Raw genomic sequence first — 12,941 nt, forward strand, 5'->3', positions numbered from 1 at the left:
CCGTTTAGATGGGCAAGCGCATTGTTCCTGCAGCCTTGATCGCCTTGCTGGTGATCTTGCACGGCCAGTTATGGTTTGGCAGGGGCAGTGTGCCCAACGTCTCGCTCTTGGTGCGCAAACTCGACGAGCAACAGCTAAGCAATGCCCAGGCGGCCCGCGCGAACGAGCGTGTGGCCGCTGAAATCCACGACTTGCGCGAGGGTCTGGAAATCGTCGAAGAAAAGGCCCGCTCGGAGTTGGGCATGGTCAAGGCCAACGAAATCTACGTGCAGATCGCCAAGTGAAGATTGCAGTGGTGGGCGCCCCCGGCACCGGCAAGACGACCCTGGTGCAGGCATTGCGCCAGGCACTACAAGCGGATGCAGACACCCTGGCCTTCACGGTCTCCGAAGAAGGTGCGCCGCAACAGCCCCACCCCTACGATCTGACCTTGCTGATGGGCCTGGACCTGCAGCACCACCGTGCCAACACCGATCCCGATTTGCTGCATGCCGACACCCGCTTGCGGCACACACTGGGCAGCCAATCAATAAGCTACGCCGTGGTCTACGGCAGCGAACACGCCCGCACCGATTGCGCTTTGCAGGCTATTGACTACCACCGCAAGCACTCGGCCAGGCGGCCTTCAACGGCCGCGTCCGGCTGGCACTGGAACTGCGAAACCTGCTCCGACGCCGATTGTGAACACCGCCTGTTCAGCGCCCTGGTAGGCGCGAGCCGCTCAGTGCGGCAATGAACCACCAGGGTCCTGCAACACTTCTGGCGGGGTAAACAGTTGGGCCGCATCCACCGCATCAAAGCGGTACTGCACACCACAGAATTCACACCCCACTTCGATATCGGCGCGCTCCGTCAGAATACTTTCGGCCTCGTCACGCCCCAAGCTCACAATCATGCGGCCCACCCGTTCGCGACTGCAGGAGCAGGCAAAACGCGGTGCCGTGTCGCCCTCCAGCGGTTCAAACCGGGTCAGCGATTCTTCCCAGAACAACCTGCGCAGAATGGTGTCCACATCCAGCGTCAGCAACTCTTCCCGCTTGAGGCTGCTGGCCAAGATGGCGATGCGGTTGTAGTGCTCGTTCAGGCCAATCTCATCTTCGTTTTCCTTGCTGACCATGCTGCCCGACAGATTGTCCGTGCCCTGCATGGGCAGACGCTGGATCAACAGGCCGGCGGCCACTTTGTCGTCTGCAGCCAGCACCAGTGTGGTGTCGAGCTGTTCACTCTGCAGCATGTAGTGCTCCAGCACCGCGCTCATTTTTTCGATCTTGTGGCGGCGGTCGTCAAACAGCGGCACCACGCCCTGGTAGGGCTGCTGGCCCGGGAATTTGGTTGTAGGGTCCAGCGTGATGGCGCAGCGACCCTCGTTGCCCACATTGACCATCTGGCTCAGCGTGGCGTCATCCGCCACCTCGCCCACCACGGTGGCCGTAGCGCGCAGCGCCAGATCGGGCTGCACCTCCACCACCGCCAGCTTGACCGGGCCATCACCAAATATCTGCAGCACCAAGGCGCCATCAAACTTGATATTGGCCTGCATCAGGCTGGCCGCGGCCACCATCTCGCCCAGCATGTCGCGCACCGGCTCGGGATAAGCACCGTGTGTAGTGTTGGATGCGCGCCGGCGCAGGATTTCGATCCAGGTGTCGGTCAGGCGCACCACCATGCCACGCACGGGCAGGCCATCGAATAAAAACTTGTGCAATTCAGACACGTTGCGCTCCCCTGCCGTCAGGCAATTTTTTTCAGGCCGCGCTGGAAGCGCTTGGCGTTTTCTATGTAGTGGATGGCGCTCATCTTGAGCGCATCCTGCTGGGTTTGGGAGAGCTCGCGCACCGCCTTGGCGGGGCTGCCCAGGATCATGGAGCCGTCGGGGAACTCCTTGCCCTCAGTCACCAGAGAGCCCGCGCCCACGATGCAGCCCTTGCCAATTTTGGCACCGTTGAGCACCACGGCACCGATGCCGATCAGCGACCCATCACCAATGGTGCAGCCATGCAGCATGACCTGGTGGCCCACGGTCACGTTTTCGCCGATGGTCAGTGGCTGGCCAATGTCGGCATGCAACACGCTGCAATCCTGGATGTTGGAGCCGCGGCCGATGCGGATGGTTTCGGTATCACCCCGCACCACAGCGCCAAACCAGATGCTGGTGTCTTCGGCCAGCTCCACATTTCCCATCACCTGGGCGCTGTCGGCCACCCAGGCAGTGTCTGCCAGGCGAGGGGCAATGGTGTCGAGTTCGTAAATGGCCATGGATTTCCTATGCAGTGGGGGACGTAGCTTCTTACCTAGAATTGTAAGTATGGAACTCCGTCAGCGTGCCCTAGCGGCCTTTTGCCTCACCGACCCCCAACAGAAGGCTGCCGCCACGGCGGCTATCCAATACGACCCCACCGCGCCAGAGGCGCTGGACCGCGACATACACCTACCTTACGCGGGCCCACCCGGGCGCCCTGCCCTGCCAGCGCTGGTGCACCCCCAGCAGGTGCCGCGGCGCTCGCCCTTTACGCTGGAAGGCCATTGCGCGCTGGTGCATTCCATCGCCCACATCGAGTTCAATGCCATCAACCTGGCGCTGGACGCCATCTGGCGCTTTGCCGGCATGCCCGCCAGCTACTACCAGGATTGGCTGCAGGTGGCCCAGGAAGAGGCCAAACACTTCACGATGCTGCGGGGCCACTTGCTGGAGCAGGGCCACGACTACGGTGATTTTGTCGCCCACGATGGCCTGTGGACCATGTGTGAGAACACCCGCCACGATGTAACCACCCGCATGGCCCTGGTGCCCCGCACCCTGGAGGCGCGGGGGCTGGACGCCACTCCCATCATCCAGGCCAAGCTGCGCAAGGTCGGCACACCGCAGGCGCTGGCCGCCGTGGGGATTCTGGACGTCATCCTGGCCGAAGAAGTGGGCCACGTGGCCATCGGCAACCGCTGGTACCACTGGCTATGCCAGCGCGAGGGCCTGGACCCCACGGCGTTTTACGCCGACGTGGCGGCGCGCCATGGGGCGCCCCGCCTCAAGCCCCCATTCAACCTGGTGGCGCGCAAACTGGCGGGTTTTACAGACCGAGAACTGGCAGATCTGCCTACCGGGGAAACTACGTAGATGCTATGAATAGCGTAGCAACTTTACTATATTTCACGGGGGCTATGGCCATATTTTGCATATACTGATTTGGTGAAAGCGGGGTGTGGCGGCATTATTTGTGCATAAGCAGGGGTACAACAGGCACAATCCACAAACCTCGCCCTCGGCACACCAAACGCAAGCCACCCGCTGCCAACCACAAACGATGAGTACACCGCAAGCCAGCGCCCAACCGCATGACGGTAGCCCCAAGGTGGTCGCGCTGATTGTGTTTGTGCTGGCGGCCCTGGCCAGCGGTACCTATGTATGGACGCTGGAGCAGCGCAACACGGCATCTGAGCGCATGCGCATGGAGGCCATGGCCAGTGACCACGCGCACGACATCCAGACCACCATGGAGCGCGCCCTGTCGGCCACCTACTCGATTGCGGCCATGGTGCGCCAGGGCAAGGGCCATGTGCCCGACTTTGAAGGCGTGGCCGCCGAAATGCTGCCCTGGTACCCCGGTGTGGCCATTCTGGGCCTGAGCCCCGGTGGTGTCATACGCCGCGTGGCGCCGCTGGAGGGCAATGAAAAGTCCATCGGCTTCAACCAGTTGACCGACCCCAAACAGGGCCGCGAGGCACGCATGGCCCGCGACACCGGCAAGCTCACCCTGGCCGGGCCCTTGAAGCTGGTGCAGGGTGGCCTGGGCGCCGTGGGCCGGCTACCCATTTTTCTGGATGACGCCGATGGCAAACCCGTGTTCTGGGGGCTGACCTATGCCGTCATCCGTTTCCCCCAGGCACTGACCAATGTGCGGCTGCACCAAATGGCGGAAAACGGCATTGCCTATTCGCTGTGGCGCATCAACCCGGACACCGGCGTGCGCGAGACCATCGCAGGCTCCGAAACCGTGCCGCCGTCGCCGGTAGAGCGCAGCCTGACCGTGCCCAACGGCCAATGGACGCTCAGTGTGGCGCCCGTGCGGGGCTGGGGCGACACCTCGGGCCTGATCCTCAAATCGGCCATTGCGCTGGTATTCAGCCTGATGCTGGCCTATGCCAGCAAACTGCTGGTCAAACTCAAGGCCCATGAACGCGGGCAAGAGAGCCTGATCGCCCAGCGCACACTGGAAATAGCAGCGTCGCAAAACAAGCTCAAGGCCACGCTGGAAGCCATACCCGACGTCATGCTGGAAATGGGGTTGGACGGCACCTACCACGACTACCACGCGCCCCGGTCCAACACCTCGTTCCCGCCGGCCGAGTTTTTTCTGGGCAAAAAGGTAACCGACGTACTACCGCCCGATGCTGCCCGCGCCGTGATGGCTGCCCTGCAAGAGGCCAACGAACAGGGGCACTCCGAAGGCCGCGAGTTTGCGCTGGAGACCTCCAAAGGCAACTACTGGTTTGAGATTTCACTGACTCGCAAACAGGGCACCACCAACGGTGAAACCCGCTTCATTGTGTTGTCCCGCAACGTGACACAGCGCAAATCGTCTGAAGAAGAGATCAACAAACTGGCGTTTTACGACCCGCTGACCAACCTGCCCAACCGCCGGCTGATGGTGGACCGCCTGCGACAGGCACTGGCCATCAGCAGCCGCAGTGGTTTTATAGGTGCCCTGCAGTTTATTGACTTGGACAACTTCAAGACGCTGAACGACACCCAGGGTCACGACATGGGCGACCTGCTACTGCAACAGGTGGCCAAACGCCTGACCGCCTGCATGCGCCAGGGCGACACCGTGGCCCGCCTGGGGGGCGACGAGTTTGTGGTCATGATCGAAGAACTCAGCGAAAACCGCGAAGAAGCCGCCGCACAGGCCGAAATGATTGGCGAGAAGATACTGGCCGCCATCAGCGTGCCCTACAAGCTGGCCGGGCTGGATTACCAGATCACACCCAGCATAGGCATCACGCTGTACTCCGACCACCAGCAGTCCACCGACGAACTGCTCAAACAGGCCGATCTGGCCATGTACCAGTCCAAGTCGGCAGGGCGCAATACCCTGCGCTTTTTTGACCCTGCCATGCAGGCGGTGATCACCACCCGCGTGAAGATGGAAAACGATATCCGCCAAGGCATCTTAAAAGGCGAGTTCGTGCTGTATTACCAGCCCCAAATCAACCGCGAAGGCCGCACCGTGGGTGCCGAGGTGCTGCTGCGCTGGCCCCACCCCATCCGGGGTATGGTGTCACCGGCCGAATTTATTCCACTGGCCGAAGACACCGGACTCATCTTGCCCCTGGGCAACTGGGTACTGGAAACCGCCTGTACCCAACTGGCCCTGTGGGCCAAAAACACCCACATGCAACACCTGACGTTGGCTGTGAACGTGAGCGCCCGCCAGTTCAGGCAGCCCGACTTTGTGGAGTACGTGCTGGACCTGATCAGCTACACCGGTGTGGACCCCAAACGGCTCAAGCTGGAGCTGACCGAGAGCCTGCTGGTCAACGACATCGAAGAAACCACGCTCAAGATGACGGCACTCAAAGCCCGCGGCGTGGGCTTCTCTTTGGACGACTTTGGCACCGGCTATTCGTCGCTGTCTTACCTCAAACGCCTGCCGCTGGACCAGCTCAAGATTGACCAGTCCTTTGTGCGCGACCTGATGACCGACCCCAATGACGCGGCCATAGCGCTGGCGGTCATCACCCTGGGCCATGCGCTGGGGTTGACCGTCATCGCCGAGGGGGTGGAAACACAGGCCCAACGTGACCACCTGCACAGCCAGGGCTGTGACGCCTACCAGGGCTACCTGCTGGGCAGGCCCATGCCCTTGCAAGATTTTGAAAGCAGGCTGCTTGCACTGTGATCACACGCCACCACTGCCAACATGACTGAGACCCAGACGCTTCCTCTACCGCCCGCCCTGACCCTGTCGCCATTTGCCTTTGCGCACCAGGCCATTCTGGACCAGCAACACGCTGTTTTCGGATATGAGTTGTTTGACCGCTCTGCATTGGCACACGGCCACACTGCATCGAGTGATGCGCAGTTGTTGTTCAACGTATTGAGCGCAGTGGGTGGCGAGTCACCGCTAGGCAGCAAGACCATATTTATCAACTGCACCCATGACAGCCTGGCCGGTGGCCATCTGGATCTGGTGCCACCCCAGCGGGTGGTGCTGGAGGTGCCTCCGTTGGCCGTGTCCGACGTAGACCAGATCACCACCCGCCTGCCCCATTTGCAGGACCTGCAGCGCCAGGGTTTCCGGCTGGCGTTTGACTATTCGGTGCTGACACAGCCGTATGCCGCGTGGCTGGCCTTGGCGTCGTTCATCAAGTTTGATTTGTCGGTGATACGCCCCCAATCGGTAGGCTCGTTTGTCAAGCTGGCGCAGGCCAAGTCGGGCGCACGCCTGATCGCCGAAAAAGTGGAAACCCCGGCCCAACACACCATGGTCAGTGATCTGGGTGTGGGCTTGTTCCAGGGTTTTTGGTTTGCCAAGCCCGTGCTGGTGCAAGGGCAGTCAGTACGCCCGGCGCAGGCCGTGATCCTGCAGCTTATCAACCTGGTGCGCAAACAGGCCAGTACGGCCGAGATAGAAGAGGTGCTCAAGCGCGACCCCACGCTCTCGTTCAACCTGCTGCGCTTCATCAACTCGGCCGGCTTTGGTATGCGCTCGGAGGTCACGTCTTTCAAACACGCGGTCATGCTGCTGGGCCTGAACCGTTTGTTCAAGTGGGCGGCGTTGTTGCTGACCACATCACAGGGTGGCGACTTGCCCCCAGCCGTGGGCACCACGGCCGTGGCGCGTGGCAGGCTAATGGAGTTGCTGGCCGCAGAGCTGCTGCCGCCCGAGGAATGTGACAACGCCTTTGTGGTGGGTGTGTTCTCGCTGCTGGACACCATGCTGGGTATGTCAATGGAATCCGCCCTGGCCACCGTGGCCCTACCCGAATCCGTGACACACGCACTGCTGACACGCACCGGCCCGCTGGCACCTTTTTTGGAGTTGACGCTGGCCTGTGAGACCGGTGACGACGAAGCCTTTGCCCGCAGCGCCACACAGTTGGGCTTGAGTGATGGACAGGTCAACTGGGCGCATGTGCAGTCGCTGGCTTGGGCGGAATCTATGGGGGTTTAGGGTCTGCCTTGTTTGTCGTCAGGCTCTGACAGTGGCGGTTGAGTTTGGGGCCGGGGCCCGCGCCTCATGGTGTCAAATGCCCACAAATCGGCGCGGACCCCGACCCCAAACTCAGCGGCGGTGGGTGGTTTGAACAATGACGCAAAAAATCAAGAGTGGGGCGGATGCGGACGTCCAACTGCTCTGCCCCCTTTTGGACTAGAAATCAAAGCAAAACCGGCGACATAGACACCCTACTTTCTGACTAATGATGATCACACTTGAAACGCTTCAGCAAATGTTTAACAACATTCGGGAGAATACGAAATGGTCGATTGATGGCCCCATGTTGTGGGGCTACTTCTTTACAGACGCATCAGCCAATAAATTGAAAGATCTAGTACCAATTCTTGAAGCCCAAGGCTACCGGTACGTGGATATGTTCATACCCAAGCTTGACGATGGCGAAGATGAATATTTCTTCCTTCATCTTGAAAAGGAAGAGGTGCATACGGTGGAATCACTCAACGACAGAAACCAACAACTCTATGCATTGGCGGAAGCATACGAGCTTGCAAGCTATGACGGTATGGACGTTGGACCAATATCAACGGAAGTTACTCTTCAATAGGCAGTGTGGCCTCCGCATCGGGGCGGAGACGTTCATCCGTGTGGACAGGTTTAGCGGGCTATAGTTGCGACTGATGACATCCAATGTTCGTTAAGCCTCATACCTTCCATGGACGAAGACCTCACAAATCGCAATCACCTCGTTGGCGAGTTGGTCACGTCGCTCGCTGACGGCAAATTCTCTGAGGCAGTAGCTAGCTCACGAGGCTCTCTAGTTACGGCACAGCAGTTGCGCGATGCAGTAAGTGACTACGGTCGTCAACTCGTGCCGCTCCCTCCAGAGGGTTACGAGCTCATCGACTACATTGCAGTGTTGGGCTCCCGGCCTCTTGAGTGGTCGGTAGTAGTGCCTCTCTTCACAAAGGAGGAAGGTCGTTCGGATCTATCGCTGGAGTTGTCGGTCATGGGAGTGTCAGAATTTCTGTGTGTGAGGCGGTTTCAGAAATCAGCTGATGGGTAAATTTTATTCAAACTAAGGCCCCTGCCAGGCCGCCGGAGGCCCCCCCCGGTAGAACCCTGAGTGGCAGGGTTCAGCTCCTTCATTTTGCACCCCCGTGAGTGGGCTGCGTGAACCTGTCGCCGTAGAGGATGGCAAACTGGTTCATGGCTGATTTCCAGTGGTTAGCCGCACGTCCCCAATCCTCGGTAATGTTGCGCAGTGCCAGCCAGATCAGCTTGGTGGCCGCATCGTCACTGGGGAAGTGTCCTCTGGACTTGATGATCTTGCGCAGTCTGGCATTTACGCTCTCAATGGCATTGGTCGTGTAGATCACACGGCGTACCTCGGGCGGGAACGCAAAGAAGGGAATCACTCTGTCCCAAGCCCTGCGCCAGGCTCCCACCACGGTGGGGAACTTCTGGCCCCAGGGACCTGCCTCAAATGCATCGAGTTCAGCCTGTGCTGCCTCTGCGCTCACCGCCGTGTAGATGGGTTTGATGGCCGCAGCCAGCGCCTTGCGATCCTTCCAACTGGCAAAGTCCAGGCTGTTGCGTATCAGGTGCACGATGCACGTTTGCAGTGTCGTGGCCGGGAACACCGCGCCCAGGGCCTCTGGCATGCCTTTGAGCCCGTCGGTGACGGCAATCAGGATATCCTGCACACCTCGGGTCTTCAAATCGTTGAACACTTTCATCCAGAATTTGGCCCCTTCGGTGTTCTCGACCCAGATCCCCAGGATGTCGCGGCTGCCATCGGCCAGCACGCCCAGGGCCAAGTACACGGCCTTGGAGCGCACCACCCCGTCCTCACGAATCTTGACGCGCAGCGCATCGAAGAACACCACCGGGTACATGGATTCCAATGGGCGGCTCTGCCAGGCTGTCACCTCGCTCATGACTTCGTCAGTCACGCGGCTGATGAGGTCGGGCGATACATCGACCGAGTACATCTCGCTCAAAAACGCCTGTATCTCGCGCACGGTCATGCCACGCGCGTACATGGCGATGATCTTGTCGTCAAAGCCGGTGAAACGGCGCTCGTGTTTGCCGATGAGTTGGGGTTCGAACGTGCCTTCCCGGTCGCGCGGGACGTCAATGCGCAGGGCTCCTGCATCGGTCAGTACCGTCTTAGCGCTTTTGCCGTTGCGGTGGTTTGCAGGCGCTCCCTCGGGTTTGGCCTTGCCCGGCGCGTAGCCCAGGTGATGGCTCATTTCTCCAGCCAGTGCCCGCTCCAGCACGGCCTTTTTGAACTGGTCAAACAGTCCCTGGACTTGACCGGCTGTCATGGGGCCGGTCACCAGTTGGTCCAGCAACTCGGCTGGGATTTGAAGTTGTGTTGCGTTGTCCGCCACCGTGGCGCTCTTTGTCTTGCTTGGCATTCATGCTCCTTGTTGACATGTTATGCCTCGCACACAAAATTTCTGACAGGCTCTCGGTCATCGAGTGTCCGCGCGGTGGCCACACGTTCCAAATCAATGGCCTCCACGCTCTCTAGCCACCAGACGCAGAGTGGAAGTCAGCTATGTGTCTTTAAGGAACTGCTTTCGTGACTGGCAAACAAACAAACCGAAAATTACGTCCCGACGTAGATCGGTACGGTCGAACTCAGCTTCACTATGCGGCAGCCGGTGCATTGTGCGATGAAGTTGAGTCTTTGCTGGCAGCTGGCGCAAACGTCAATCTGCAAGATGACAATGGGTGGTCCCCGCTTCACTTTGCTGCACAAGCGGTCTCACCGGAGTGCACCCTCTCGCTTATTCAAGCGGGAGCAAACCTCTCGCTTCGGGATTCGTTCGGGAACACTGCCCTGTTTCGAGCTGTCTTCGCTTCGGCCGGTAACGGCGCGGTCATTCAGTCGCTGCTCAATGCGGGCGCGGACCCAAATTCAAAGAATCACCACGGTACCTCGCCATATGACTTGGCTCGCACTATTGCAAACTACGACGTCGCACAATTTTTTCGAGATACAGAAAAGTGAGTGTATGAAATCAATGGTTTCAACATCGGGACATTACGACCAGCATCATGAACGTCAAATCACAACGTCGCACAGTCGGGATAGTTCTTAAGGTTCCTTTGTCACCGGAGCAAGCTTGCTTTGCTGTAACTCTGCCAGAGGCTGACTTTGCATTCTTCGGACCAAATGCAACGGAACATGCAGGGTCTGCGCGCCTCTTTGAGCATCCGATACTCTTTCGAGTAGCTGTTCACAAGTCGGCTTGGTCGACTGGTCGCTGGAGCAAGCGTAGCAAGGTCGATGTGCCCTCCGAAGTCCTCGCACCAGTGCCTAAGTTCATTCAAGACGCGCTCGATCCAAAGAAGTTTGAACTTTACATTGACGGACAGATAAGGGCCGCTACGAGGCCGGAATGCGAGGGCTATGAGCGCGCAGCGGTATGGGAACCTGATCAGGTAGAGCAGCGGTTGCGTGATCATCTCGCGGGTGTTCAGAATGGCTGGGTTGAGCAGCGTCGCATCAAATGATGCCCTCCTATTAATTGAGCTGACGACAAACCATTTGTGTCCGTTGGGTACCACTCATGTTAGAGAGCAATGACTGCGTCGGAGCGCTAGCGGAGTCGGCTATGTGTCTTAACCCGCCGCCCTGTTCCGCCCGGCAACCCGCCACCCGAAGGCGGATGGTGGGGCTTGCGGGCGCAGGCCGCAGTCGCGGTTGCCACACAACACGCATACCCACCAACGGCTTCACGAAATAGCACCAGCGGACCAACCCAGTCGCCCGCGAGGCGAGCCGGAGAACGTAAGCACGCCATCCGCCTTCGGGTGGCAGCGCGACACACAGGCGTTTACCCCCGCGGATGGTGCTGCGCATGCAGCGTCGCCAGCCGCTCCCGCGCGATATGCGTGTAAATCGTCGTAGTAGAAATATCCGCATGCCCCAGCAACATCTGCACCGCCCGCAAATCCGCACCGTGGTTCAGCAGGTGCGTCGCGAACGCATGGCGCAGCGTGTGGGGTGACAGTGGCACGGTGATGCCCGCAGCGGCCGCGTGTTTCTTCACCACCATCCAGAACATCACGCGTGACATGGCGGTGCCGGGGTTGGTGCCGCGCACGGTGATAAACAAGTCGTCGGTCTGTTTGCCGGCCAGCAGCTCGGCGCGGGCGCCTCCATTGAGGTACTGGCGCAGCCAGGTGCTGGCCACCTCGCCAAAGGGCACCAGGCGCTCCTTGCTGCCCTTGCCGAACACCCGCAACACGTTGTCATTCAGGCTGACGTTAAAGGTCTTCAGCGTGACCAGCTCGCTGACGCGCAGGCCGCTGGCATACATCAGCTCCAGCATGGTGCGATCACGCAGGCCCAGGGCCAGCGAGGTGTCGGGCGCGGCCAGCAAGGCCTCTACCTGGGCTTCGGTGAGCGTCTTGGGTACACGCAGTGCCTGTTTGGCGGATTGCAACTTCAGCGTGGGGTCTACCTGCGCCAGGCCTTCGCGCAGGGCCCAGCGGAAGTAGCGTTTGAACACCGTGAGCCGCCGGTTGGCCGTGGTGGCCTTGGTGGCGGCGTGTTTTTCAGAGAAGTAGGCCTGGAGATCGGGCTCGGTGGTCTGCAACAAGCTGTGGGTGTTGCGACCCGCCAGCCAGGCGGCGTACAGCGTCAAATCTTGTCGGTACGCCGCCAGGGTGTTTTTGGACAGGCCCTCTTCCAGCCAGATGGCGTCGATGAAAGCATCGATCTCGGCCTGACCAAAAGACTTCGGGCCTGCCGTCATTCCAAACGCAACTTGGCGGTGTCCACCACTTTTTTGTAGACCTCGTATTCGGCCTTCATCTGGGCGCCAAACTGTTCGGGCGTGTTGCCCACCACGAAGGAGCCGGTTTCTTCAATGCGTTTTTTCACGGCCGGGTCTTCCAGCACCTTGCGCACGGCGGCATTGATCTTGTCCACAATCTCCTTGGGCATGCCCTTGGGGCCGTAGATGCCGTAGAAGGCCATGCGGTTCACCGGCTCCAGGCCCACTTCTTTAAACGTGGGCACATTGGGCAACTGGGCCAGGCGCTGGGGCGCGGCCACCACGATGGGGATCAGCCGGTTGGACTGGATGAAGGGCAAGGCCGACGGCATATTGTCAAAAATCAGCGGCACCTGACCACCCACCGTGTCGTTCAGGGCCGGGCCGGCGCCGCGGTAGGGAATGTGGGTGATGAAGGCACCGGTCAGGCTCTTGAAAAGTTCGGTCTGCATGTGGCCAATGCCGCCCGTGCCGGACGATGCGTAGGAATACTTGCCAGGGTTGGCCTTGATCTCGGCCATGAAACTCTTGTAGTCCTTGGCGGGGAAGCTGGGGTGCACCGCAATCACATTGGGCGTGGCCGCCACATTGATGACGGGGGTGAAGTCGGTCAGCGGGTTGTAGGGGTTCTTGGGGTTGATGGCCGGGTTGGCCGCCACGGTGGACACGGTGGCCATGCCCAGCGAATACCCATCGGGTGCGGCCTTGGCCGTCTCGTTGGCACCGACCACGCCGCCGCCGCCAGCCTTGTTTTCCACAATCACGCTTTGGCCCAGGATCTTGCCCAGGGGGTCGGCAATGACGCGGGCCACGATGTCGGTGGTGCCGCCCGGTGCAAAGGGCACCTGCAGTTTGATCACTTTGTTGGGGTAGGCCTGTGCCATGGCGGCACCGGCTGCAAATGTCAGGGCAAGGGCGGTCAGGCCCGAGGCCAGTCGTGGGTGGTTTCGCATGCGGGTTGGTCTCCAGTAGT

At 60.1% G+C, this 12,941-nt stretch carries 13 protein-coding genes; 8 read left to right on the forward strand and 5 right to left on the reverse strand.

Features of this window, described 5'->3' with window-relative positions:
* The first annotated feature begins 8 nt into the window (after nt 1–8).
* Nucleotides 9–284 (forward strand): septum formation initiator family protein, encoded by a 276-nt coding sequence (locus HZ993_RS07085; protein WP_209396544.1) that lies wholly within the window; start codon nt 9–11, stop codon nt 282–284.
* On the forward strand, nt 281–736 hold the full coding sequence (locus HZ993_RS07090) for a hypothetical protein (protein ID WP_209396545.1): 456 nt from the start codon (nt 281–283) through the stop codon (nt 734–736). Before HZ993_RS07085 ends, HZ993_RS07090 begins: the two co-directional genes overlap by 4 nt.
* On the opposite strand, the gene HZ993_RS07095 is transcribed toward HZ993_RS07090, so the two are convergent.
* Together HZ993_RS07095 and HZ993_RS07100 are read right to left on the reverse strand one after the other, a co-directional pair.
* Nucleotides 722–1,714, reverse strand: coding sequence for an Hsp33 family molecular chaperone HslO (locus HZ993_RS07095; protein ID WP_209396546.1), 993 nt, complete (start codon nt 1,712–1,714; stop codon nt 722–724). The genes HZ993_RS07090 and HZ993_RS07095 overlap by 15 nt on opposite strands.
* A gap of 17 nt (nt 1,715–1,731) precedes the next feature.
* Nucleotides 1,732–2,256: a gamma carbonic anhydrase family protein gene (locus HZ993_RS07100; protein ID WP_209396547.1), complete on the reverse strand. Its 525-nt coding sequence runs from the start codon at nt 2,254–2,256 to the stop codon at nt 1,732–1,734.
* 49 nt (nt 2,257–2,305) lie between these two features.
* Between HZ993_RS07100 and HZ993_RS07105 the strand changes: the two genes are divergently transcribed.
* The 4 genes from HZ993_RS07105 (at nt 2,306) to HZ993_RS07120 (ending at nt 7,779) form a co-directional block, all read left to right on the forward strand.
* Nucleotides 2,306–3,112 carry a ferritin-like domain-containing protein gene (locus HZ993_RS07105; protein ID WP_209396548.1) on the forward strand — a complete coding sequence of 269 codons (807 nt, stop codon included), beginning with the start codon at nt 2,306–2,308 and terminating at the stop codon, nt 3,110–3,112.
* 187 nt (nt 3,113–3,299) lie between these two features.
* Entirely contained in the window at nt 3,300–5,894 is a 2,595-nt protein-coding gene (locus HZ993_RS07110) for an EAL domain-containing protein (RefSeq protein ID WP_209396549.1), read from the forward strand.
* A gap of 21 nt (nt 5,895–5,915) precedes the next feature.
* Nucleotides 5,916–7,169, forward strand: a complete 1,254-nt coding sequence (locus HZ993_RS07115; protein WP_209396550.1) for an EAL and HDOD domain-containing protein — start codon at nt 5,916–5,918, stop codon at nt 7,167–7,169.
* Nucleotides 7,170–7,416: 247 nt separating this feature from the next.
* A complete protein-coding gene (locus tag HZ993_RS07120; protein WP_209396551.1) occupies nt 7,417–7,779 on the forward strand; it encodes a ribonuclease E inhibitor RraB in 363 nt (120 codons plus the stop codon).
* A gap of 538 nt (nt 7,780–8,317) precedes the next feature.
* On the opposite strand, the gene HZ993_RS07125 is transcribed toward HZ993_RS07120, so the two are convergent.
* Complete coding sequence (locus HZ993_RS07125; RefSeq protein ID WP_209395225.1) at nt 8,318–9,595, reverse strand: IS256 family transposase; 1,278 nt, start codon at nt 9,593–9,595, stop codon at nt 8,318–8,320.
* 167 nt (nt 9,596–9,762) lie between these two features.
* Here HZ993_RS07125 and HZ993_RS07130 point away from each other — a divergent pair, with 167 nt between their 5' ends.
* Together HZ993_RS07130 and HZ993_RS07135 are read left to right on the forward strand one after the other, a co-directional pair.
* Entirely contained in the window at nt 9,763–10,194 is a 432-nt protein-coding gene (locus HZ993_RS07130) for an ankyrin repeat domain-containing protein (protein ID WP_209396552.1), read from the forward strand.
* Nucleotides 10,195–10,241: 47 nt separating this feature from the next.
* On the forward strand, nt 10,242–10,700 hold the full coding sequence (locus tag HZ993_RS07135; RefSeq protein ID WP_209396553.1) for a hypothetical protein: 459 nt from the start codon (nt 10,242–10,244) through the stop codon (nt 10,698–10,700).
* A gap of 323 nt (nt 10,701–11,023) precedes the next feature.
* On the opposite strand, the gene xerD is transcribed toward HZ993_RS07135, so the two are convergent.
* Together xerD and HZ993_RS07145 are read right to left on the reverse strand one after the other, a co-directional pair.
* A complete protein-coding gene (gene xerD / locus HZ993_RS07140; protein ID WP_209396554.1) occupies nt 11,024–11,947 on the reverse strand; it encodes a site-specific tyrosine recombinase XerD in 924 nt (307 codons plus the stop codon).
* Nucleotides 11,944–12,921 (reverse strand): tripartite tricarboxylate transporter substrate binding protein BugE, encoded by a 978-nt coding sequence (locus HZ993_RS07145; protein WP_209396555.1) that lies wholly within the window; start codon nt 12,919–12,921, stop codon nt 11,944–11,946. Before HZ993_RS07145 ends, xerD begins: the two co-directional genes overlap by 4 nt.
* Nucleotides 12,922–12,941: the final 20 nt, after the last annotated feature.

This window comes from Rhodoferax sp. AJA081-3 (genome assembly GCF_017798165.1).
GTDB lineage: Bacteria > Pseudomonadota > Gammaproteobacteria > Burkholderiales > Burkholderiaceae_C > Allorhodoferax.